Source organism: Streptomyces sp. NBC_01314 (genome assembly GCF_041435215.1).
Taxonomy (GTDB): Bacteria; Actinomycetota; Actinomycetes; order Streptomycetales; family Streptomycetaceae; genus Streptomyces.
The window spans coordinates 843638-866233 of sequence record NZ_CP108394.1 but is presented as its reverse complement, the minus strand read 5'-3'; the positions used below and the strand labels follow the sequence as shown (position 1 = coordinate 866233).

Here is a 22596-nt window from a genome sequence, read left to right as displayed (position 1 = left end):
AAGCACTGAGCACGAAGCCGAGAGGTGCGAAGACATGCGTACTGAGATCATCCGGCCGCTGTCCGGTCTGCTGGGCGAACACGCCGCCCGCATCGGTGACAGGACCGCCTTCAGCGACGCGCGGCGCGGCGTCACCTACCGCGAACTGGACCTGCGCACCTCTCGGCTGGCAGGACACCTGGCGGCCCTCGGGGCGGCGGGCGGCGAGCGAGCCGCCGTCCTGATGGGCAACACCGTGGAGGCGGTGGAGAGCAGTCTCGCCGTCATCCGGGCCGGCGGCGTCACCGTCCCCCTGAACCCTCAGGCGGCGGAGGCGGAACTCGCCCACTTCCTCGACGACAGCGGGGCGTCGGTCGTGCTCTGCGACGCGCCGCGCCTGGAACGGCTGCTGCGAGTACTGGACGGCCACCGGGCGCCGCGCATCGTGGTGACCGGAGAGATACCGCCCGGAGTGCAGGTGCCCGACGGCACGGCCCGGTACGAGGCGCTGACGACCGCCGAACCCGACGGCCCGGCCCCGCGGGAGACCCCGCTCGACGACCCCGCGTGGATGCTGTACACATCGGGCACCACCGGCCGGCCCAAGGGCGTGCTGTACTCGCTGCGCAGCTCGCTGTGGCTGGTGGAGTCCTGCCATGTCCGGGTACTCGGAATGACATCGGACGACCGTCTGCTCTGGCCGATGCCGCTCTTCCACGGTCTGGGCCAGAACCTGTGCGTCATGGGCGTGACCGCGGTGGGCGCGAGCGCGCACCTGATGAACGGATTCGCCGCCTCCGATGTGCTGGAGGCGCTGCGGTCGGACGACGTGACGTTCCTGGCCGGGGTACCGACGACCTACCACTACCTGCTGGACCGCACACACGAGGAAGCCCTCGAACTGCCCGCGCTGCGGCTCGGCTTCGTGGCCGGCTCGGCGAGCGGCGGCTCCTTGGGCGCCCGCTTCGAGAAGACCTTCGGGGTGCCGCTGGTCGACCAGTACGGGTCGACGGAGACCGGGGCGATCACCTCCAACCGGCCCGCGGGCGACCGGATCCACGGCTCCGCCGGCCCCGCCGTGCCGGGCGTCGGCATCCGCCTCGTCGACCCCGACACCGGGACGGACGTACCGGCCGGTGCGGAGGGCGAGGTGTGGGTGAGCGGCCCCAACGTGATGCTGGGCTACCACCGGCAGCCCGAGTCCACGGCCGAGGTGCTGCGCGACGGCTGGTACCGCACCGGCGACCTGGCGCGCCGCGACCCGCTGGAGCATGTGACGCTCACCGGCCGGCTGAAGGAACTCATCATCCGCGGCGGAGAGAACATCCACCCCGTCGAGATCGAGCAGGTGCTCCGCGAGGTCCCGGGCGTGACCGACGCGGCCGTGGGCGGCGAGCCGCACGACGTCCTCGGCGAGGTGCCCGTCGGGTACCTGGTGGTCGGGGACGGCGGGGTGGACGCCGAGGCGGTGTTCGCGCACTGCCGTGACCGGCTGTCGTACTTCAAGGTGCCCGAGCGGCTGTACGCCGTCGAGCGGGTGCCGAGGACCGCCTCCGGGAAGATCACCCGTCATCTGCTGGCCGACGCGGGGCCCCGACTGCTCGGTGAGGCCGCCGTGTTCGACCCGGAGGGCGACGGTGGGGACGTCGAGCGGGGCGACGCGGGGGAGTGGCGGCGACGGTTGGCCGGGCTGTCGCCGGCCGAGCGGACCCGTACCGTCTCGGACCTCGTCCTCGGCGAGGTGGCGGTGGCCCTCGGGCTGGAGGCGGGCGCGCGGGTCGCGCGGGACCGGCCCTTCGTCGATCTGGGGCTGGGGTCGCTCGCGGTGGTGGCGCTGGGCCGCCGGCTGGCCGCGACGGTCGGGCTGCGGCTGCCCGCCACCGTGGTCTACGACCATCCCACGCCGTCCTCCCTCGCGGACCGACTGCTCGCGGAGCTGACCGGCGCCGCCGACCGGGCCGATCCGGCACCGACGGACCCGGCCCGGCCGGTGGCCGCCGACGAGCCGGTCGCGATCGTCGGGATGGCATGCCGCTTCCCCGGCGGCGTGGAGTCCCCGGAACAGTTGTGGGAGCTGATCGCCGAAGGCCGCGACGCCACCTCCGAGTTCCCCGCCGACCGGGGCTGGCCGCTGGACGGCCTCGTCGACCCCGATCCCGACCGGCTGGGCACGAGCTATGTGTCCCGGGGAGCGTTCCTCGCCGATCCGGCCGGCTTCGACGCCGGGTTCTTCGGCATCAGCCCCCGCGAGGCGACGGCGATGGACCCGCAGCAACGGCTGCTGCTGGAGACCGCCTGGGAGGTGTTCGAGCGGGCGGGCCTCGATCCGACCCGCCTGTCGGGCACCCCTACCGGCGTCTTCGTCGGCACCAAGGGGCAGACCTACAGCACGCTGGCGGAGCCCGCCTCGGAGTACGAGGGCTACCTCGGGTTCGCGACCTCCGGCAGTGTCATGTCGGGCCGTATCGCGTACTCCCTCGGTCTGGAGGGGCCCGCGATCACGGTGGACACGGCCTGCTCCGCCTCCCTGGTCGCCCTTCATCTGGCCTGTCAGTCGCTGCGGTCGGGCGAGTCGTCACTCGCGCTCGTCGGCGGCGTCACTGTGATGTCCACCCCGGACGACATGATCACCTTCAGTCGTCAGCGGGGCCTCGCCCCGGACGGCCGGGTCAAGGCCTTCTCCGACACGGCGGACGGCACCGCCTTCGGCGAGGGGGCCGGTGTCCTCCTGTTGGAACGGCTCTCCGACGCCCGTCGTGCGGGACATCAGGTGCTGGCGGTCGTCCGGGGCAGTGCGGTCAACCAGGACGGCGCGTCCAACGGGCTCACCGCCCCCAACGGACTGGCGCAGCAACGGGTGATCCGGCAGGCACTCGCCAACGCCAGGGTGTCCGCCGCCGAAGTGGACCTCGTGGAGGCCCACGGCACGGGCACGACGCTCGGCGACCCGATCGAGGCGGGCGCGATCCTCGCGACGTACGGTCAGGGACGGAGGGCGGGACGGCCGGTGTGGGTGGGGTCGGTCAAGTCGAACATCGCGCACACCCAGGCGGCGGCGGGCATGGCGGGGATCATCAAACTCGTCGAGGCCATGCGCCACGCGACGCTGCCCGCCACCCTGCACGTCGACCGACCCTCGGAGCACGTCGACTGGACGGCGGGCGAGGTACGGGTACTGACCGAGGCCCGGCCGTGGGAGGCCGCGGAGCATCCCCGCCGCGCGGGCGTGTCCTCCTTCGCCATCAGCGGCACCAACGCCCATGTGGTCCTGGAGGAGGCGCCGCCCGCCGCCACCGCGCCCGCCGAGCCGAGGCCCTCGGACACCACCCCCCTGCCCTGGCTGCTGTCCGCACGGTCCGTCGGCGCCCTGCGTGAACAGGCCCGCCGGCTGGACGCGTTCCTGCGCGCGGCACCGCAGACCCGACCGGTGGACGTGGCCGGCACCCTGGCCCTGTCCAGAGCCGGTCTGGAACACCGGGCCGCCGTCGTGGCAGGCGATTCCGCGGGACTGCTGCGGGGGCTGTCGGCGCTGGCGGAGGGCGAGCCCGCGGCGGGCCTCACCGCGGCCACCGCGGCCTCCGCCCCGTCGACCGCGTTCCTGTTCACCGGCCAGGGCGCCCAGCGCGTCGGCATGGGCCGCGCCCTGTACGAGGCGTTCCCCGTGTTCGCGGACACGCTGGACGAGGTGTGCGGCCATCTGGCCCCGGAGGTAAGGGAGTTGTTGCTCGCCGCGCCGGGCACGGCGGACGACGGACGCATTCATCGGACGGCCCTGGCCCAGCCCGCGCTGTTCGCCCTGGAGACGGCACAGTTCCGGCTCATGAGCGAGTGGGGCGTACGACCGGACGCCCTGGCGGGCCACTCGGTGGGCGAGGTGACCGCCGCCCATGTGGCCGGGGTGCTGACGCTGCCGGACGCGGCCCGGCTGGTCACCGCCCGCGGCGCGCTCATGCAGGCGTTGCCCGAGGGCGGGGTGATGGTGGCGGTGGAGGCCACCGAGGAGGAACTGCTGCCACTGCTCGCGGGGCTGGAGGACAGGGTGGGGATCGCCGCGCTGAACGCGCCCGCCTCGCTGGTGGTCTCCGGTGACGAGGACGCGGTGGTGTCGATCGCGGAGCAGTTCGCCGACCGGGGCCGCAAGACGCGGCGGCTGACCGTCAGCCACGCCTTTCACTCCCCCCGCATGGACGCCGTACACAATGACCTGCACGCCGTGGCGAGCGGCCTGACCTACCGGGAACCCTCCCTGCCGATCGTCTCGACCGTGACAGGCGAACCGGTCGGAGCGGAATTGCTGACGCCCGGGTACTGGGCCGGACAGGTCCGCGCCGCCGTACGGTTCGCGCCCGCGCTGCGGACGCTCCGCGACCAGGGACACGGCGTCTTCGTCGAACTCGGTCCCGACGGGGTGCTCACGGCGCTGGTGCGCGAGACCCTCGGCGACGACGGTCACACGGCACTGCCGCTGGCCCGCCGCGACCGGCCGGGCGCCGAGACGGCCGTCGCCGCCCTCGGCACGCTGCACACCCTGGGCGTGCCCGTCGACTGGGAGAGGTTCTTCGCGGGTACCGGCGCCCGGCACATCACGCTGCCCACGTACGCCTTCCAGCGCCGACGGCACTGGCTGCCCGTCCGGCCGCAGACCTCCGCCGCAGCCGTGGGGTCCACTACGCCGACCGGGTCGACCAGGGACGCGGACGACACCCTGGAGGTGGCCCTCATGGCCGCCGAAGCAGCCGCGAACGGAGCGGGAGCAGCCAAGGACGCGGCCGGTGTCACCGCCGCCCTGGCGGAGCGGATCGCCGGGCTGGACGAGGACAAGCAGTTGCTGTTCGTGATGGAACGGGCCGCCGCCCGCGTCGCGGCCGTGCTCGGGCACTCCGACCCCGGCGACATCGACCCCGACCAGCCGTTCCTGGAGATGGGCTTCGACTCCCTGACGGCGGTGGAACTGCGCAACCAGCTCGGCGATCTGACGGGGCTCACCCTGAGGGCGACCCTCGTGTTCGAGCTGCCGACGCTCGCCGTGCTGGCCGACCATGTGCTGACGAAGGTCCTGAGCGAGGCCTCCACCGCTCAACAGACCACCGACGGGGTGGACTTCGCCGCCGAGGTCGCACTCGACGAGGACATCGTGCCCGCGGCGGAAACGGTCCGGGTCGCACAGGATCCGCGCGAGGTGTTCCTGACCGGTGCGACCGGCTTCCTCGGCGCCTACCTCCTGCGGGAGCTGCTGACCACCACCGGCGCACGGGTGCACTGTCTCGTGCGCGGTACGGACGAGACGGAGGCGCTGCGTCGGCTGCGGACCAACCTGGAGTGGTACGAGTTCTGGGACGACATCGACACCGGGCGGATCTCGGTCGTCGTCGGGGATCTCACCGAGCCGCTGCTCGGGCTGGCCCCCGAACGGTTCGACGAGCTGGCCCGCACCGCCGACGCCGTCTACCACGCGGCGGCGACCGTCAACGGCCTGTACCCCTACTCGGCGCTCAAGGCGGCCAACGTGTCCGGCACCCAGGAGATCCTGCGGCTGGCCGCCCGGCACCGGACCGTGCCCGTCCACCACGTCTCGTCGACGGGTGTGTTCGCGGCCGAGGCCGTGCCAGGGGTGGCGCTGAAGGCGACGGACAGCCCCGGCCCGGCGCAGGCGCTGTCCTCCGGCTACCGGCAGACGAAGCTGGTGGCGGAGCAGATCATCGAGGTCGCCCGGGACCGGGGACTGCCCGTCTCCGTCTACCGGGTCGACGAGATCTCCGGGGACTCCGAGCGCGGCTTCTGCCAGACCCACGACTTCGTCTGGCTGAGCATCAAGGGCATCGTGCAGGCGAGGGCGGTACCCACCGATCCGGCGGGCATCTTCCACCTGGTGCCGGTCGACCACGTCAGCGCGGCGATCGTACGTCTGTCGCGCGAGGAGCCGGCCGCCGGGCGCAACCATCACCTCGCCAACCGGACGCATCTGCCGTTCGCCGCGATGATGACCGCGCTGCGCGACCTGGGCTACCCGCTCGACGAACTGCCCTGGGACCGCTGGGTCGCACGGATCAGGTCCGACCGCGAGAACGCGATGGTGCCCATGATCGACGCCTTCGAGTCGACCATCCACAGCGGCCGGAACCACTATCTGACCGTCGACACGACCGAGACGGAAGACCTGCTGGCCGGCACGGGAATCGAGTGCCCGCCCATGACCCGCGAACTGTTCGAGAAGTACGTCGAGTTCTTCGTCCGGGTGGGCTACTTCCCGCAGCCCGGCGCGGTGCGCGCGCAAGGCGCGGAAGCCGCCGACGAGGGGCCCCGCGTACGGGAGGCCACGACGGCCGACCTGGACCGCGCTGCCGCGATCTGCTTCGACGCCTTCAACTCGCTCAACGCCGGCCTGGGGCTGCCACCGGAGTGGCCTTCCGTGGAGGCGGTGACGGAGATGTTCCGGGACCGGTTCTCCGCGCCGGGCTGCCTCGCCCTGGTCGCCGAGGACGCCTCCGGAACCGTCCTCGGGTCCAACTTCCTGGTGTCGGGCGAGTCCGTGGCGGCGTTCGGGCCCCTCAGCGTGGATCCCGCTGCCCAGGCCGGTGGGGTGGGTCGGCTGCTGATGGCGGGGGTGCTCGCGGCGGCCGACCGGCTCGGTTCTCCGTCGGTGCGAGCCGTGCAGGTCACCAACAACCTGTCGGCGTACCGGCTGTACTCGACGCTGGGATTCGTGCCCCGTGAGCAACTCTCCGTGGTCGGCGGGTATGCCGCGCCGACCCCGGCCGTCATGGCGGGATTCGAGGTGCGTCCCTTGGAGGAGGCCGACGTCTCCGCGTGCCAGGAGCTGTACCGCAAGGTCAACGGCCATGGCCGGGACGGGGAGATCCACATGGCAGCGAAGCGCGCCTTCGCCTGGTCGACGCCCTACGTGGTGGTGGACCGCGCCGACGGCCACGTCGCCGGATACACCACCGGGCTGTCCGACCTCGGCCACGCCCTCACCATGTCCGAGCCGGCCCTGCGGGCGCTTCTCGCGGGCGCCGGTGAACTGCTCCGCCGGACCGTCCCGGACGGACCCGCACCGGTGCTCCGTATCCCGGGCCGCCTGTATCCGGAGACCCTGTCCTGGGCGCTGCGGAACCGGGGACTGACCCTGGCACGGCTCGAAACGCTGATCACCCGCGGTTCGTACACGTCACCTGACGAGGGGGTGTACTGCCCGGGCTTGTCCTACTGAGGCCCCTCCCCGGACCAAGGACCCGGCATCGAAGCCGAACAGCGCACCGTCCCCGCCACAGCCACCGAGCCCGCCGTCACCGTGTTGACCTACCGTGCGTCCACCCGTCCCAAGCCGAGCGGAGCCTGCTGTGGACGCACGGCGGCGGAACCGTGACGGACGCAGCCCGGCAGCGCCGGCGGCAGCACGATGCCGACGGTCTCGGTATCGATCCCTCGCGCATCGCCGTGGGCGCGGCGAGAGCGTCGGCGGCGGGCCGGCCGCCACCGTGGTCCAACGCGCCCACGACACCGCTGCTCGGCCGACGGCCTCAGCCGGTCCGGTTCGAGTCCTCAGGGGCACGCATCTCCCGCACGAGGCGCAGGCGGGCGCTGAGAAGGGAATCACGCGTGATCGTGACGGCCAGTTCCGTGTCGCCGGCCGAGAGGGCATCGATCAGCGCGGGCTGGGGGGTCCACAAGGACGAGTCGTGAGCTTCCAGGGCCACACGTGCACCGATCACCTTGTAGGGCCGGCACTGGATCCACAAGGAATCGATGGTCGATACCAGAACCTCGTTGTTGCCTGCGCGGTACAGGTGCCGCAGAAGGTCCTCGTCCTCATCGAGAGCATCCGTGACGCGCCCCTGGACGACAGCCCGGTACATCCGTTCACAGGCGCCCCGCATCTTGTCCAGGTCGTCGCCGGTGACGGACGCCGCGCTCTTGCGGGTGGCCTCGACCTCGAGGATGGTCCGGACCTCGTAGAGATCCAGGAGCTCGTGAACGGTGAACTCGCGGACCCGGGCGCCACGATGCGGGTGCGCCACGGCGAGGCCGTTCTTCACCAGGAGCCTAATCGCCTCTCGGACCGGCATGACGCTCGTTCCCACTTGCGCGGCCAGGTCCCGGACGGGCAGTCGATCTCCCGCCGCGAGTTCGCCGTCGAAGATGCGTTGGGCGAGGACCTCGTAGACCTGGTCCGCGACGAGCGTCGGGTTGACGTTCTGGCTCCCGCGGCCCGTTCCTGTGACCACTGAGAACTCCATCGCGTCGGCAGCCAGTGAAGACAGGAACACGATAGCCGTGGACGGGTTCGGCCGTCGTCGACGGGCAGCCGCAGCGGCTGCCCGTCGACGACGGCCGAGACGAGGGCTACTCGGACGACAGATCCATCAGGATCAGGGCGAGCGCGTGTGCTCCGGCGTCCACATCGGCGTCCTCGGCGTACTCCTCCGGGGAGTGTGAGATTCCGCTGGGGTTACGCACGAACAGCATCGCCGAGGAAGTGAACGGCGCCAGCACTCCCGCGTCGTGACCGGCTCCCGTGTCGAGCAGTGGCGCGGACGGAAGGACCTTCGTGAAGCGCTGGATCAGGTCGGCGTCGAAGGTCGCGGTCGGGCTGTACGACTCGCGACTGACCGACGAGCGGCAGGCTGCCGCGCGAGCGAGTCCGTGTGCCTGGGCGGTGATCTCGTCGACGAGGGGAGCCAGGGCCGACTCGTCCGCGTGCCGTACGTCGAGCCAGACGTCCACGGCTGAGGCGATGACGTTGGAGCCACCGGGCACCGGAGTCACCTTCCCGACGGTCGCACGGGCACCCGTGACGGCCCGCGCGGCCTCCTGTACCGCGAGGATCGTCCGGGCCGCGGGGATCATCGGGTCGCGGCGGTCCGACATCAACGTCGTTCCGGCATGGTTGCCCTGACCCTCGAAGCGCAGCTTCCAGCGGCCGTGCCCGATGATGCTGCGACCGATGGCCACGGGCTCGGACAGGTCGACGAGGCCTCGGCCCTGCTCGACGTGGAGCTCCACGAAGGCGCCTATGCGCTCCACGGCCCTCGCGTCGGGTCCGACCCGGGCGGGGTCGATTCCGTTGCGGCCGAAGAGGTCGGCGAGGGTGTCGCCGTTCTCGTCCTTGAGCGCGAGGGCTCGGTCCACGGAGACCGTGCCGGCCATGAGCCCGGAGCCGAGGCAGGGCAGGCCGTACCTGGAGCCCTCCTCCTCCGGGAAGACCACGATGACGACGGGGCGGCTCGGGCGGAAACCGGAGGCTTGCATCAGCTCGACCGCCGCGAGTGCCGAGACGACCCCCAGTGGGCCGTCGAACGCGCCGCCTCCGGGTACCGAGTCGAGATGGCTCCCGGTCGCGACAGCGTTTTCACGAGCTCTGCCCGGTGCGTCCCACCATGCCCAGACAATGCCGTTCCGGTCCGTTTCCACGTCGAGCCCCAGACGCTGGGCTTCCCCGACGAACCACTCCCGCAACTCGAGCTCCGCAGGCGAGAACACGGGACGGCTGTAGCCCCCGCGCTTCGGATCGCGGCCGATTCCGGACAGGTCGGCCATCATCGACGAGGCGGTCATCGCCGTCCCCCGTCCCGGAGGGAAGCGGCGTCCAGGCTGCCGCCGACCAGGAACTCGCGGGGGAGGGCGGCGCGACCGGCGGCAGGAGTGCCGGCGCCGGCGAGATGCGCGGCGAGAACGCCGATGAGTGGAGCGAACTTCGCACCGTGCCCGGAGCACGGGGAGATCACCGTGAGGTTCTCGGTGCGGTCGAGCACGAAGTCCTCGCTCGGGGTCGTCGTGAAGAGGCAGGTCGTCTCGGCGTACGGCTCGGGCACGAGGCCGGGGAGGTTGTCCTTGACATAGGCGATCAGCCGTTCGCGGTTCGCCGGATCGATCTGCCCGTCCTGCTCGTATGCCGAGGGCAGCACCTTCCCCACGGCGTACTCCGCGAGTTTCTGGCCACGGAAATCCGCGTCGCGGCCACCCGGAAGGCTGTAGGTCTGGATCGCCTCGGTCTTGTGGATGAAGGTGGGCCAGCCCTCGGCACCGTCACGGTAGGGGAAGTGGTAGGCCTGCTCCTGGGTGACCGTGAACCGCGGCATCGCGGCCAAGAACCGCTCGTCGGCACCGGTGTTCCGCAGGAGCCGAGGCAGGAAGCCGCCGGCGCAGAGGACCACTCGCTCGGCATCGAGGGTGTCACCCGCGGCCTCATGCAGACGATAGCCGGAGGTCGTCCTCTCGATTCTCCGCACGTCCCATCCCGTTCGCAGTCGGGCACCGTGGGAGGTCGCGAGAGAGACCATCGCGTTGACCGACCTCTCCGCGTCGATCACCCCGGCGTCCGGATGCCACAGCACCGGCGAGTCGAACTCGATCTGCCAGCGCTCCGAGGCCGTCGCGGGGCTGAGTAGCTCGTGCTCGACGCCGACCTCCTCCAGGGAGCGCGCGAGCGCGCGTGGGTCGCGCCGCCCGCCCCAGTCCAGGCACCCGGTCCGGCTGATCAGCTGCTCCCCGGATGCCGCCTCCACCTCCGACCAAAGGGGTCGCGAGCGGAGAACCAGATCGGTGTAGAGCCTCGACGGGTAGGCGTAGCGGAAGATCCGTGCGGAGCCGTGCGAGCTGCCTTCGTGGTCGGCCGGCAGGCCGCGCTCGACGAGCGTGACGTCGTGGCCGGCTTCCGCGAGGCGCCACGCGGTCGCGGCGCCGGCCAGCCCCGCGCCGACAACGACGAAGGTGGACTGCTCAGATGCCATGGTGGGTTCCTGATGTGTTGGGTTCGTGGCGGAGGAACGTCGCAATGCCCACGGATGGAGACCTCCGCGAAGGTGTGCCTTCGGCCGCGCGCTCGACGGCCTTCGCCGTGGGGGCATGGCGCAACGTCAGGCCATCGGAGAGGGGCTGTGTGAGAGACCGCCTGCCAGGAAGCCCGCAGGCGGGATGTCGGGTACCACCACGATGCCGCGGTCGCTGAGGATCTGGTCCGCCGCTGGTGGGACGGCAGCCCGTTGAGTACGCCTTCCACGGCCCGCGGGAACCAGGAGGTGCACGGGCGGGATCGGCGATGCGGCCGGGCGATCGGCTGGCCGCCTGCGAATCCGCCAACGTTTCCGGACTCGGCGCAGTGCGGGCGCAGCCGCGCAGCGTCGGGGCCTAGGGGCTGCGGGCGGTGTTACAACGATCGCTCGCGGACCGGACGATGACACCGGCTTCGTCCAGGAGTCCAGCGCACACGTCCAGCGCATCCACATCGCGAGCGCACGACCCCAGCGACGGAGGGTCTGGGGCGGCGCGCGGATGGGAGAGGACTGCCGTCTCGGCCTGTGTCACAGAGGTCTCAGCTCCAGTGAGGTTCTGGGGATCCGCCTGGCTTCTGCTCGCCGTGGCGCCCGGTCGATCCCGCACGCCACGGCGGCAATGCGAGAGTGACATGTGATCACATCCAGCGTCTATAGTTACTTATTGGTAACTTGTGGAGTGATGGCTGTGGAGCTTCGGTCAGGGTTGGTCGGGGTCGCTTACTTTGGTGAATCAGGCTTCTCTGGGTCATGTATCGGGTTTGACCTGCGCAAATAAGAAGCAGAGGTTGATGGTGTCATGAGGCGCGCGGTGCGGTCGCAGATTGATTGAGTGGCGTGCGGCACTTTCATAACGGGTGAGTCTTGCGTGATGTGTGATCACAAATTACGGTGAGTGGTGCGCACCGCACCCTCACCCTCTACTCGTGCGGGACGGTGCGGTTCACCCATCGAAGACCTCCTCGCGGAGAGCCCGGAGTCGTCGCGCATCCACGCTGCTCCAGACGCTCTACTCCGATCAGAAGGGCATCCCGTGCCGAACAAACTCCTTCTTGTGGCGTCCGAGAACAAGAAGCTCGGGCGGATCGTCACCAAGAGCAAGCTGACCCGGCCCATCGTGCAGCGCTACGTCGCGGGCACCACCCTCGCCGAGGCGCTGGACGTCACCGAGCAGCTCAACTCCGCCGGGATCGATGTGAGCCTGGACCTGCTCGGCGAGTCCGTCCACGACCTGAAGCAGTCGGAGGCCGCGACCGCGGAGTACATCCGTGTCATCGAGGGCATGGCGCCGCGGAGCGAGAGTGCGACCGTGTCGGTCAAGCTGTCCCAGCTCGGCATCGTCATCTCCTCGGAGAACTGCGAGAAGAACCTGCGCCGCCTTCTCGAAGCCGCCCGTGCCCACGGCTGCGAGGTCGAGGTCGACATGGAGCACAGCTCCGTCGGTCGCGAGACTCTGGAGATCTTCCGGCGCTGTCACGGGGAGTACCCGGAGACCCGCGTGGCCCTTCAGGCCTGTATGCGCAGCACTTTTCAGGACCTGTACGAGTTCGGTGCCAACCCGCCGAAGATCCGGCTCGTCAAGGGTGCCTTCGACGAGAAGGTGGACGTGGCCATCCTGGACCGCGACGACGTGACGGCGCAGTACCAGCACTTCGCCAAGTGGGCACTCGCCAACCTTCCCGACCCCGCCTTCGGCACCCATGACGACGCCTGCATCGAGACCGTGAAGAGCACGGCCCGCGAACTCGGCATCGACAAGCGCTCGTTCGAGTTCCAGATGCTCCAAGGCGTGCGTCGCGAACTGCAGGAGGAACTGGTCCGCGAGGGCTACCGCGTCCGCGTGTACCTGCCCTACGGCACCGAGTGGTATCCGTATCTGACACGCCGCATGGCCGAGAAGCCCGCCAACCTCCTCCTCTTCCTCCGGTCGGTCGTCGGTTCATGACGCAGCTCACTCGGCGTTCTCCAGGACGGTCGGACGATCGGCATCGGCCTGCTTCCCTCCGCGCACGTTCACAGTCGCCGCGGATGACCACGACCACCCATGCCGCCGAGATTCCGGCCGGAGTCAGCCCCACGCTCGTGGCCGATCAGGTCTACGAGGTGCTCGCCAACCGCATCTTCACCGGTGAGCTGCACGCGGGCGCGCGCCTTCGGGTCCGTGACATCGCGGAACGGGTGGGAACCAGCGTCATGCCGGTGCGGGAAGCGGTCCGTCTGCTCGTCGAGAACGGGCTGGCCGTCAGCCACCCGCATCGCGGGGCCAGGGTCCGCGAGTTCACCGTCCGGGAGCTCATCGAGATCTACGACGTCCGAGCCGTCCTGGAGGTCGAGGCCACACGGCTCGGCGCGTCCCGGGTGACCGACTCGGATCTCGCGGTCATGCGAGAAGCGTGCGACCGGATGTTCCGCGCAGTGGTTCACGAGGACATCCACGAGGCGCTCGAGGCCGACCAGGTCCTGCTCCGGCAGCTCTACCTCGCCGGAGGCAACGACGTCCTCGTCCGGACGGTCGACTCACTGTGGACCCAGTGCCGCCCCTACAAGGTCATCGGGGCCCGCGCCGCGATCCAGGCGCGTGACGCATCACTGTGGGAGCCCCAGCCTGCACTGATCGGTGCGCTTGAGGAGCGAGACCTCGACGCGGCGATCGCGATCACCCGACGGTCGGTCGCGAGCGCTCGCCGCCGTCTCGAGAACCAGATCGTCGCTCACTGACCTCAGCACCGTCAGCCGTCAGCCGTCAGCCGTCCCGCCGTCCCGCCGTTCGCCAAGCAACCCACCCGAAAAGGAAACCCTCATGTCCGCCACGCCCGTCAACATCGCCGCGAACCCGCGGATGCCCGCGCCGAAGAACGAACCGTCGCGGGACTTCGTGCCCGGATCGCCGGAGTCGCGATCGGTATCGGCCGCGATCGAGAACATCCGCGTCAACCCGCGGGAGATCCCCCACGTCGTCAACGGCGAGCGGATCATGACCGCCGACACCACGCGCGTCGTCGAGCCGCACGCCCACCAGAGCGTCATCGGCACGCTGGCCGTGGCGGACGAGACCGTGACGAAGAAGGCGATCGCGGCCTCCCTCGCGACGGCACACGAGTGGTCCCGCACCCCTTGGTGGGAGCGCGCGGCGATCATGCTGCGCGCGGGCGACCTGGCCGCGGGGAAGTACCGCGACGAACTGGTTGCCGCGACCATGACGGGACAGTCCAAGACGTTCCACCAGGCCGAGATCGACGCCGCAAGCGAGTTCGCGGACTTCATGCGGTACAACGTGCACCTCGCGCAGCAGATCTACGCCGACCAGCCGGCGTCGCTCCCGGGTGACATCAACATCCTCGACCAGCGTCCGCTGGAGGGATTCGTCCTCGCGATCACCCCGTTCAACTTCACCGCGATCGGCGTCAACCTGCCGACGACTCCAGCCCTCATGGGCAACACCGTCGTGTGGAAGCCCGCGGAGAAGGCGGCTCTCGCGGCCGAGGTCACGATGCGGGTCCTCGAGGAGGCCGGGCTGCCGCCGGGTGTCATCAACCTGGTCCACGGTTCGGGCGCCGCGGTGTCTTCCACCGCCATCGCGGACCCGGACTTCGCCGGCCTCACCTTCACGGGCTCCACGGCGGTCTTCCGGAGCCTGTGGCGCGCCATCGGCGACAACATCGACACCTATCGTTCCTTCCCCCGGCTGGTCGGCGAGACCGGCGGCAAGAACGCCGTCCTCGTGCACCCGACGGCGGACATCGACGCTGTCCGCACCGCGCTGGTCCGTTCGGCCTTCGAGTACCAGGGCCAGAAGTGCTCCGCGGCCTCGCGCGCGTACGTCGCGCGCTCGGTGTGGAACAAGCTCCGTGACGAGCTGGTCGACATCGTCCGCGAGCTGCCCGTCGGTGACCCGACCAAGCACGAGACATACGTCGGTGCGGTGATCGACCGGACCGCCGCGGACCGCCTCCAGTCGGCATTCGACCGGGCGAACGCGCTCGACACCCACGAGCTCCTGGTGGGCGGCAGGACCGACACCTCGACAGGCTGGTTCGTCGATCCGACGATCTACACCACGACCGACCCGACGGCGTTCACCCTGTCGGAGGAGTTCTTCGGTCCGCTGCTCAGTGTGTACGTGTACGAGGACAGCGAGTGGGACACGGTCCTCCGCGAGGTCGACCGTGCCAGCGGCTACGCGTTGACGCTGTCCGTCTTCGCCTCCGACCGCCGGGCGATCTCGAGCGCCCTAGACGTCCTCCGCAACACGGCCGGCATGACCTACGTCAACGACAAGCCGACCGGGGCGCTCATGGGCCAGGTCTCCTTCGGCGGCGGCCGCGCCTCGGGCACCAACGACCGAACGGGTTCGCGTCTGGCGCTGCAGCGCTGGATCTCGCCGCGGTTCATCAAGGAGAGCCTCACCTCCGCCACGGACTGGACCTACCCGTACCTCCAGCGGTGACCTCATGGCCGCGGGTTCGACCATGACGTGTCGCTGCTGATGACCGCGCCCGCGATTTGTGACCGTACGGCGGGGCGCGCAGGCGGCTGGATCCCGACGCGCCCCGCCGCGTTGTCATCGCGACGACGCCGGGGAGGCGGGCGCGGCGGGCGCGGAGGATGCAGCGGGTGCGCCACGATGCGGGAGCGTCGGCACATCGCCGACACCGAGCACTGGACGACCGGGCGCGGCGCCGGTTCCGCCGTCACCGCACCGCGGTGATCCTGATCCCTGCCGCCGTGCCGTCGCCCCGTAGAGTCAGCGCCGCCGGGCCTTCGTGACGCACGCAGTCGAGACGACCGAGCGTGGTCGCCCGCCCGTCCGGTCCGGCGACGGTGATCCCCTCGGTGACGGCCATGACGAGTAGGGTCTCGCCCGCGGCGCACGACATCTCCGCCCCCGGTGTGACGGCGACGCTGATGATCGACACCTTTGCCGTCGCCCGGCCCCTGCGGGTCATCACATTCATATTGCGGACCGCGCCCGCCTCCAGCCGACAGTCCGTCACCGCGTCACCAAAGAAGGCGAAGGGACTCAACGGCCCGACCGCATGCGGTGTCCCGTCCACAGTCAGCACCATGCCCTGGCCCTCGACGAGGGTGATCACGCGGTCGATCCCGGGAAAGGCGGAGAAGGAGCCTCCCGCGTCCACGTCGGCGACACTCACCCGCCAGTCGAAGTCGTCCGGGATCTCCGCCGAGGCCATGGACGCTCGCACGGCGCCCGAGGCGACCTCTCGGGTCGTACCGCCGCCGTTCTTCCACGGCATACTGCGGTATTCACTCCACCGCAGAGCATCTGCGCCCATCCGACGCCGCCTCCTTCATCCGTCGTCCGGCCGGCCGCCTCACCGGCGAACCCGGCCACCGGCCTCTCGATCGTCGGACCGCAGGAGCGTCCAGGCACGTGATCATCGAGTGCGGAGCCAGCCTACGCGCCGGCCAGGCGCGCAGGGCGGGGGTGCTTCACCGGACGGGTCGAGTCGCGAGGCTCGGCGCGATTCCGAGCGCCGCTTCTGCCAACAGACCAAGCCGGTGCTCGACACCTATGCGGGTGCTGACCTGCATGGTCGACAGTCAGCCGGCGCGTACGGCCGCCGACCGGAGGGTACGCCGGTGCGAGGTGCCACCGTGGCGGGAGGGCCGGTTGGCGGTGACGGTGCCGACCTGTGGCCGATGGCTGCCGTCCGGGGGCGAGCCGACAGCCGAGAGCGTCGCCGCTGTTCAATGCCTGGCCACGCGTTGCCACACGTTGCCACGTCAGACCCTACGGCTGCCGCCTCACGTTTTGGCGTGCTGGGTGTCGGCGAGGTGGTGGGCGACGAGGAGTGGCCAGGTCAGTTCGGCCATCTCGGTCGGTGTGCGGGGGCTGTCGCGTTGGAGCCAGTCGGTGGCCACGCCGAGAAGTGCGCCGGCGGTGAACACGGCGGGCACGTCGTGGGGAATGTCGGTGGTGGGCGCGACGCTGTCCGGCGATGCGCCGGCGTTCAGGCGCATGGCGACGTGGACGGCGGCGGAGATGCGGCCACGGATGTGGTCGATGACGCGGGCACTGCCCTGTGGCCCCAGGAGGCTGCGGTAGAGGCCGGCGTGCTCGGCGAGATTCTCGAAGAACGCGACGAGCGACCGGGCGGGGTCAGCTTCCGGGTCCGCGGGGGCGGGGTCGAGGGCGGGGAGGGACTCGATCAGCGTGTCGATCGTTGAGGTGCAGGCAGCCTCGGCCAGTTCGTGCACGTCCTGGTAGTGGTCGTAGAAGGTCGTGCGGTTCACGCCGGCCTGTTCGGCCACGTCCGCGACGCTGATCTGCCCCAGGTCCTGTTCCTCGACGAGCTTGATCAGCGCTCCCTGCAAGGCCGCGTGAGTGCGACGTACGCGCCGGTCGCCTGCCGGCGGGTTCTGTCGGGTCGTGGTCATGGCTGAACACTATCTAACCGACATTTGTTGGTTTGCCGACGAGTGTTGGTTAGTGTGCCTCTTGGAAGTGGCCCATCCGGCCGAGAGAGGACTCCCCATGAAGCTCGCCGTGGACGAACCCAAGTGCGTGGCAGCCGGGCAGTGCGTCCTGATCGCGCCCGACGTCTTCGACCAGCGGGAGGAGGACGGCGTGGTCGTGCTACTGACCGAGGCTCCCGGGGTGGACCAGCACCAGGCCGTGCGGGAGTCGGCCCTGGCCTGTCCCGCCGCCGCGATCCACGTGGCGTAGTAGTGAACCGACTCCGGGCGCGGGCGGACATCGATGCGCTGGATCTGGACCTGTGGCTGCGGGTGAGAGCGACAGGGCTGGACGTGGCCGCGTGGACGATGTCTCTGTCGGACGGCACGCGATTGCCGTACGCGGCCTTGGTCGTGGCGACCGGCGTGTGCGCCCGCGCGCTGCCCGGCACCGAGGACGTGGCCGCAGTGCACACGCTGCGCACCCTTGCCGACGCGGTGGTGTTGAAGGCCCGGCTGCGCGCGGAAGCTGGGCGTGGAGGTGACGCTCCTGGAAACCGAGCCGGTTCCGACGGTGCGGGCCGTCGGCGAGCAGGCGGGGCGGTTTCTGTCGCGGCTGCACGGCGACCACGGCGTCCGGCTGCTCACAGAAGCCACGGTGGCCGAGGTGCTCAGCGCCGACGGCGAGGCCGTCGGTGTGGAGCTCACCGACGGGCGACGACGCCGCAGGCGCGCCCGCAGTCTTCCGGACCACCGTCGACTCGGCCAAGCAGGGCGCGAGGCTCGTCATGTTCGCCGTCCAGAAGAAGGCCGAGATCGATCTCGGCCTCATGCTCCCCAGCGAACTCACCCTTATCGCCTCCCAGGGCTACCCCACGGAGATCTTCGAGGTCACTCCCGAACTCGCCGAGCACCAGGAGCGGCGGAGAAGGCCGTCGTCACCTTCGACGAGTAAGAGCCACCGACAACCCACCGGACAGTCCGGCCGACCGCGAACAGCGCGAGAAGCCGCCTGCTGAGCGTGCCATCACGCCACTCCACTCAAGAACCAGTCACTCCACACCACCCCCACAAGAACAACAAAAACGACAAGAACAGAAGCCATGCCATGAGGGGACTCACCGGACCACGCATCGTCATCGCCGGAGGAGCCGGCGGGATCGGCGCCGGCACCGCCGAAACGCCTCGCCGCCGAGTTCGACCTCGCCGACGAGCTGTCGGTACGCGCCCTGTTCGACACCGCTGTCGACCAGCTCGGCGGAGTCGACGGGCTCTACAACGTCGGTGCCGACGCCTCGGCGGACGTGCTGGGCCGTGACGGCGACCTGCTGGACATGGACCCGGCCGTATGGCGGCGCACCCTGGAAGTGAACCTGATCGGCTTCGCGCTCACCTGCCGCGCGGCCCTTCCCCTGCTGCTCGAACAGGGCCGCGGAGCGATCGTCAACACCTCTTCCGCGTCCGCGCACGTGGGCGACCACCAACGCGCGGCGTACCAGACCAGCAAGGCCGGGATCAACGCGCTCACCCGCCACGTCGCCTCCCGCTGGGGCAAGCAGGGCATCCGGTGCAACTGCGTGTCGCCCGGGGTCGTGATGACCGAGTCCGCGGAGAAGATGGCCCTGACCCCCCAGGCGCTGGAATTCGCGCGGATGACCATCCCCAGCCCCCGGTTCGGCCGGCCCGGCGACCTTGCCGGAGCAGTGGCGTTCCTGCTCTCCGACGACGGGGAGTGGATCAACGGCCAGGTCTGGTCGATCAACGGCGGCGCACTGCTACGCGAATGACGACCTGCTCTCCCGGCAGCACCTCGTCGTGTCCTTGGCGGGCACCGCGGTGCCGGTCGCGGCGTGTGCGGCCAAGACATCCGAGTTGCCGTTTTGGGTCTGCCGTCAAGGGGTTCTGAACCGCGGTGTCGATCCTGCCTGTTCCAGGGCTGTACGGATCTCCTTGGCGTCGGCCGGCTTTCCCGGGTCGCGGAAAAAGGGCAGTCGAGGGTTCGACAGGTAGGGCAGGACGTAGGCGGGGCTGCCGTCCTGGATGCGCCAGCTCTCGGTCGAGGCGCCGGCGTCGACGGTGTCGTAGCCGAGACGGTCGAGCAGGGCGGTGACGGACTCCTTGGCCGCGTAACCGTCGCCGGAGATGGGCAGCGCACTGCGGTCCGGGGACCCGGGGGGGCGGGCGAGGGAGACGAGGTGTTCGAAGTAGATGGTGTTGAACGTCTTGACCGTCCGCGCCCCCGGCACGTACCGCTGGAACAGCTCTCCCGCCGTCAGGCTGCCCGTCTCCAGTTCGGCTATGACGCCGTCCCGCAGGCGGTAGTAGTTGTTCGTGTCGATGACGGTCTTCCCGGCCAGGGCGTCCACGGGCAGGTGGGGCACGGCGCTGAAGGGGACGGCGACGACCGTCCAGTCGCCGGCCGCGGCGGCCTCTGCCGGGGTGGCTGCGCGTGCCCGGGGGCCGAGGCGGTCGGTGAGGCCTCGCAGGGTTTCGGGACCGCGTGAGTTGCTGAGCACCACGTCGATTCCCGCGTTGACGGCCAGGCGGGCGACAGCGCCGCCGATGTTGCCGCTTCCGATGATGCCGAGCGTGTTGTTCATTGCTTTCCCTTGTGGTGATGGGTCTGTGTCTTTGGGCACCGGTCGGCGGCCCTCGGACCGTGGCGCGTGTGCAACCGCGGTCTGAGGGCGTGGACGTGTTCCGGTGCGCGGGGATGATGTCCGGGGAGTGCTCTGCGCGGGGGCTGTCAGTGCCCGGCTTCGAGTCGTTCCTTCAGAGCCCTGCCGTAGCTTGCGCCGCTCTCCTCCATTTTGGCCCGGTTGGGCTCCACGGTTTCCACGGCGGCCGGGCCGGTGAAAACCTCGGATTCCTTGTAGCGCGTACCACCGTCATGTGGGTCGAGGAGGAAGGAATGGTCCCCCGTGACGACGCCGGGGATGCCGCCCTCCCAGGCAAGCCGTCGCGGTGCCTCGTAGTGGAGGACCGTGAAGTCGTACTCCCCGTCGATCTCGGATCCATTCGACAGACGGGCACGCAGCACGGTTCCGGGCAGGACTTCGGCGGGCACATCGACGAAGCTCAGGTCGGGGTGCCACCGTGCGTATCCGGCGAAGTCGGTCAGGACCTTCCACACCTCCTCGGGGGAAGAGGCGATGTCGGTGACCGTGGTGATGACGGGATTGTTGTCCATGTTTCTCATACCTCCGTGCGGATTTCGAGGATGATCTTCCCTCGGGTGTGACCGCCGGCCAGCTGCTGCTGGGCCTGTGCTGCCTGGTCGAGGGGGAACGTCCGGTCGACGTGGACGGTGAGCCTGCCCTCCTCGGCGAGCTCCACCAGCCGGGTCAGGTCGTCGCCGTCGAGGTGGAGGTAGACGTCGATGGCCCCGGCGTACTCGGCGGCGGACTGCGTGATGGAGGCGACCCGCGCCCCGAGGGCGGCGACTTCCCGGGTTGTGGACAGGGAGCCGCGTCCGGCGGTGTCGAGGACCGCGTCGACCCCGTCCGGGGCGATCTTGCGCACCTGCTCGACGAGCTCGTCGCCGTAACGCACCGGTGTCGCGCCGAGGGACTCGATGAAGGCATGGCCGGCCTCGGAGCCTGTCCCGATCACGCGTGCGCCCCGCGCGACGGCTATCTGTACGGCGAGGTGTCCGACACCGCCGGCCGCGCCGTGGACCAGGACGGTGTCGCCGGCGGTCACCTGGAGGCTGTGCACGATGGCCTGGTAGGCGGTGAGCCCGGCGACCGGCAGTCCGGCGGCCTGGGCCCAGCTCAGGTTCCTCGGCTTGCGGACGAGCTGGCGCGGTTCGGCGGAGATCTTCTCGGCGTAGGTGCCGTAGTGCATGGCCTTGTCGCGGACGAAGCCGATCACCTCGTCGCCCGGCCGGAATCCCGTCGTCCCGGGTCCGGTCTGCTCGATGACCCCGGCCAGGTCCCACCCGGGCGTCACCGGGAAGAGGGAGTCCACGACAGGGTCCGCGTATCCGGCCTGGAACGCCAGGTCCGCCGGGTTGAGCGCCGCTGCCTCGATTCTCACCAGAACGAGATCGGCGAACATCTTCGGATCCGGAACATCGACGACGTCAAGGATCTCGGGTCCACCGTAGTTCTGGTACTGAACAGCCTTCACAGCTCTGCCTCTCGTGATGCGTGCGGTTCGGCACGGCCTGAGCACCTCATCCGGCCGGGGTCCGGGGGCGCACGACCAAGCTGACCAGGGAGCGAACGGCGGAGCAATGACTGTCTGGGCAACAGGTAATACCTTGGAAGCATGAATCAACTGGAGACCCGGGAACTCGTCTATTTCGTGACCGTGGCCGAGACGCTGCACTTCGGCCAGGCCGCGGAACGCCTCGGTATCACCCAGCCGCCCCTGTCCCGCGCCATCGCCCAGCTGGAGCGGCGCGTGGGCGTCCCGCTGCTGGCACGCACGACACGGCAGGTGACGCTGACGGCCGCGGGCGAGGTCTTCCTGGCCGAGTGCCGCACGATCCTGGCGGCGCTGGACGCCGCCGTACGCAAGGCGCGCAAAGCCGTCGAGCCGCAGCGGGTCACCATCGCGGCACGGCCCGCCGCCGCCCCCGGCGTCCTGCCCGCCCTGCTCGCCGCCGGCGCACAGGGCCCGGACGGCGTGCTCACCGACGTTGTTTTCACCTACGACGAGATCGGCGCCCTTCGGGACGGCACCGCCGACGTCGCCCTCATGTGCCAGTCGGTCGCCGTCCCCGGTCTCGAACTGATGGAGCTCGGCCCGGAGTGGCCGGTCGTCCTGCTCCCGGCGGGCCACCCCCTGGCCGACCGCCCGTTTCTGACCCTCACCGAGGTGGAGGCGCTGCCGGGCTACGAGGCGCAACTGCCCAACGAGGCGCTGGACACCATGGTCGACCGCGTCGCGCTCGGCCGGCTCGTGGTCGTCGTCGGCGACAGCGTCAGCGACCGGCTCGGCAAGTCCGTACGGCCAGTGCCCGTCTACGGATACCCGACCACCCAGCTCGTGCTGGCCTGGCTCCCGGACACACGGTCGGCCGTATCCCACCTCACCGCTACCGCCCACACCGTGATGGAACAGCGCCCGCCCCGACGGCCGGTCCTGGCGAACACCGACCCCGAGGGTTCTGCCGACGTAGAAGTGAGTGGAGACGGCGGGCTTGAGCGGGCGGCGGGGTGGCCGACTCCGGCGCCGGCGGCGCCGTAGTTCTCGGCGGGCGCGCGGGCGCGGCGGATGTCCCCACCGATCAGGTCCAGCGTCATGGGGAAGCCGAGTTGGCCGGCGCGTTCCATGCTGGCGGGGGTGCCGCCTTTCATCCGGACGACCCCCGGCTGTCCGCGCTGGTGGGCGAACTCGCCGTAAAGAGCGAGGATTTCAGGCGGTTGTGGGCCACCCACGACGTTGTCGCTGAGTCGGCCTGCCGCACGCCGCTTGTGAG

16 protein-coding genes and 2 pseudogenes are annotated in these 22596 nt (G+C 70.3%); 10 read left to right on the top strand and 8 right to left on the bottom strand.

What is annotated here, in order from left to right:
* Positions 1–34 precede the first annotated feature (34 nt).
* Positions 35–7189, top strand: a complete 7155-nt coding sequence (locus OG622_RS03955; RefSeq protein ID WP_371573317.1) for a thioester reductase domain-containing protein — start codon at positions 35–37, stop codon at positions 7187–7189.
* A gap of 310 nt (positions 7190–7499) precedes the next feature.
* On the opposite strand, the gene OG622_RS03950 is transcribed toward OG622_RS03955, so the two are convergent.
* The 3 genes from OG622_RS03950 to OG622_RS03940 form a co-directional block, all read right to left on the bottom strand.
* Positions 7500–8204, bottom strand: coding sequence for a GntR family transcriptional regulator (locus tag OG622_RS03950; protein ID WP_371573316.1), 705 nt, complete (start codon positions 8202–8204; stop codon positions 7500–7502).
* A gap of 118 nt (positions 8205–8322) precedes the next feature.
* The gene (locus OG622_RS03945) at positions 8323–9534 is read right to left on the bottom strand and encodes an allantoate amidohydrolase (RefSeq protein WP_371573315.1); all 1212 of its coding nucleotides are present in this window, start codon (positions 9532–9534) and stop codon (positions 8323–8325) included.
* The gene (locus OG622_RS03940) at positions 9531–10709 is read right to left on the bottom strand and encodes an FAD-dependent oxidoreductase (RefSeq protein ID WP_371573313.1); all 1179 of its coding nucleotides are present in this window, start codon (positions 10707–10709) and stop codon (positions 9531–9533) included. The genes OG622_RS03945 and OG622_RS03940 overlap by 4 nt, the downstream gene beginning before the upstream one ends.
* Positions 10710–11784: 1075 nt before the next feature.
* On the opposite strand from OG622_RS03940, the gene OG622_RS03935 reads away from it, so the two are divergent.
* From OG622_RS03935 to pruA, 3 genes are all read left to right on the top strand, one after another.
* Positions 11785–12696, top strand: coding sequence for a proline dehydrogenase family protein (locus OG622_RS03935; RefSeq protein ID WP_371573311.1), 912 nt, complete (start codon positions 11785–11787; stop codon positions 12694–12696).
* Positions 12697–12779: 83 nt separating this feature from the next.
* Positions 12780–13469, top strand: coding sequence for a GntR family transcriptional regulator (locus tag OG622_RS03930; RefSeq protein ID WP_371573309.1), 690 nt, complete (start codon positions 12780–12782; stop codon positions 13467–13469).
* An 82-nt stretch (positions 13470–13551) separates the two neighbouring features.
* A complete protein-coding gene (gene pruA / locus OG622_RS03925; RefSeq protein ID WP_371573307.1) occupies positions 13552–15198 on the top strand; it encodes an L-glutamate gamma-semialdehyde dehydrogenase in 1647 nt (548 codons plus the stop codon).
* A gap of 244 nt (positions 15199–15442) precedes the next feature.
* Here pruA and OG622_RS03920 read toward each other — a convergent pair whose 3' ends face one another.
* Complete coding sequence (locus OG622_RS03920) at positions 15443–16045, bottom strand: HutD family protein (RefSeq protein WP_371573305.1); 603 nt, start codon at positions 16043–16045, stop codon at positions 15443–15445.
* A 472-nt stretch (positions 16046–16517) separates the two neighbouring features.
* Positions 16518–17150, bottom strand: coding sequence for a TetR/AcrR family transcriptional regulator (locus OG622_RS03915; RefSeq protein ID WP_371573303.1), 633 nt, complete (start codon positions 17148–17150; stop codon positions 16518–16520).
* A 97-nt stretch (positions 17151–17247) separates the two neighbouring features.
* Here OG622_RS03915 and OG622_RS03910 point away from each other — a divergent pair, with 97 nt between their 5' ends.
* The 4 genes and pseudogenes from OG622_RS03910 to OG622_RS03895 all read left to right on the top strand — a co-directional run bounded on the left by OG622_RS03910 (position 17248) and on the right by OG622_RS03895 (position 18955).
* Positions 17248–17439 carry a ferredoxin gene (locus tag OG622_RS03910; RefSeq protein ID WP_371573301.1) on the top strand — a complete coding sequence of 64 codons (192 nt, stop codon included), beginning with the start codon at positions 17248–17250 and terminating at the stop codon, positions 17437–17439.
* Positions 17440–17703: 264 nt separating this feature from the next.
* Positions 17704–17829 (top strand): annotated as a pseudogene (locus OG622_RS03905) (NAD(P)/FAD-dependent oxidoreductase); the annotation flags it as partial.
* Positions 17830–17863: 34 nt separating this feature from the next.
* Complete coding sequence (locus OG622_RS03900; protein ID WP_371584467.1) at positions 17864–18187, top strand: hypothetical protein; 324 nt, start codon at positions 17864–17866, stop codon at positions 18185–18187.
* A gap of 195 nt (positions 18188–18382) precedes the next feature.
* The gene (locus OG622_RS03895) at positions 18383–18955 is read left to right on the top strand and encodes an SDR family NAD(P)-dependent oxidoreductase (RefSeq protein ID WP_371583992.1); all 573 of its coding nucleotides are present in this window, start codon (positions 18383–18385) and stop codon (positions 18953–18955) included.
* Between the two features lie 105 nt (positions 18956–19060).
* Here OG622_RS03895 and OG622_RS03890 read toward each other — a convergent pair whose 3' ends face one another.
* The 3 genes from OG622_RS03890 to OG622_RS03880 form a co-directional block, all read right to left on the bottom strand.
* A complete protein-coding gene (locus OG622_RS03890; RefSeq protein WP_371573299.1) occupies positions 19061–19768 on the bottom strand; it encodes an NADPH-dependent F420 reductase in 708 nt (235 codons plus the stop codon).
* Positions 19769–19914: 146 nt separating this feature from the next.
* Positions 19915–20358 carry an SRPBCC domain-containing protein gene (locus OG622_RS03885; RefSeq protein WP_371573297.1) on the bottom strand — a complete coding sequence of 148 codons (444 nt, stop codon included), beginning with the start codon at positions 20356–20358 and terminating at the stop codon, positions 19915–19917.
* Positions 20359–20363: 5 nt separating this feature from the next.
* A complete protein-coding gene (locus tag OG622_RS03880; RefSeq protein ID WP_371573295.1) occupies positions 20364–21299 on the bottom strand; it encodes an NADP-dependent oxidoreductase in 936 nt (311 codons plus the stop codon).
* Positions 21300–21440: 141 nt separating this feature from the next.
* Between OG622_RS03880 and OG622_RS03875 the strand changes: the two genes are divergently transcribed.
* Both OG622_RS03875 and OG622_RS03870 read left to right on the top strand, forming a co-directional pair.
* The gene (locus OG622_RS03875) at positions 21441–22364 is read left to right on the top strand and encodes a LysR family transcriptional regulator (RefSeq protein WP_371573293.1); all 924 of its coding nucleotides are present in this window, start codon (positions 21441–21443) and stop codon (positions 22362–22364) included.
* A gap of 98 nt (positions 22365–22462) precedes the next feature.
* A pseudogene (locus OG622_RS03870) lies at positions 22463–22594 on the top strand (transcriptional regulator); the annotation flags it as partial.
* Between the last annotated feature and the right edge of the window lie 2 nt (positions 22595–22596).

Excerpts from the sequence above, each read along its gene's own strand:
- OG622_RS03945 (WP_371573315.1), bottom strand. The coding sequence starts at position 9,534 with ATGACCGCCTCGTCGATGATGGCCGACCTGTCCGGAATCGGCCGCGAT.
- OG622_RS03930 (WP_371573309.1), top strand. The coding sequence starts at position 12,780 with ATGACCACGACCACCCATGCCGCCGAGATTCCGGCCGGAGTCAGCCCC.
- OG622_RS03915 (WP_371573303.1), bottom strand. The coding sequence starts at position 17,150 with ATGACCACGACCCGACAGAACCCGCCGGCAGGCGACCGGCGCGTACGT.
- OG622_RS03920 (WP_371573305.1), bottom strand. The coding sequence starts at position 16,045 with ATGGGCGCAGATGCTCTGCGGTGGAGTGAATACCGCAGTATGCCGTGG.
- OG622_RS03875 (WP_371573293.1), top strand. The coding sequence starts at position 21,441 with ATGAATCAACTGGAGACCCGGGAACTCGTCTATTTCGTGACCGTGGCC.
- OG622_RS03955 (WP_371573317.1), top strand. The coding sequence starts at position 35 with ATGCGTACTGAGATCATCCGGCCGCTGTCCGGTCTGCTGGGCGAACAC.
- OG622_RS03910 (WP_371573301.1), top strand. The coding sequence starts at position 17,248 with ATGAAGCTCGCCGTGGACGAACCCAAGTGCGTGGCAGCCGGGCAGTGC.
- pruA (WP_371573307.1), top strand. The coding sequence starts at position 13,552 with ATGTCCGCCACGCCCGTCAACATCGCCGCGAACCCGCGGATGCCCGCG.
- OG622_RS03940 (WP_371573313.1), bottom strand. The coding sequence starts at position 10,709 with ATGGCATCTGAGCAGTCCACCTTCGTCGTTGTCGGCGCGGGGCTGGCC.
- OG622_RS03890 (WP_371573299.1), bottom strand. The coding sequence starts at position 19,768 with ATGAACAACACGCTCGGCATCATCGGAAGCGGCAACATCGGCGGCGCT.
- OG622_RS03885 (WP_371573297.1), bottom strand. The coding sequence starts at position 20,358 with ATGGACAACAATCCCGTCATCACCACGGTCACCGACATCGCCTCTTCC.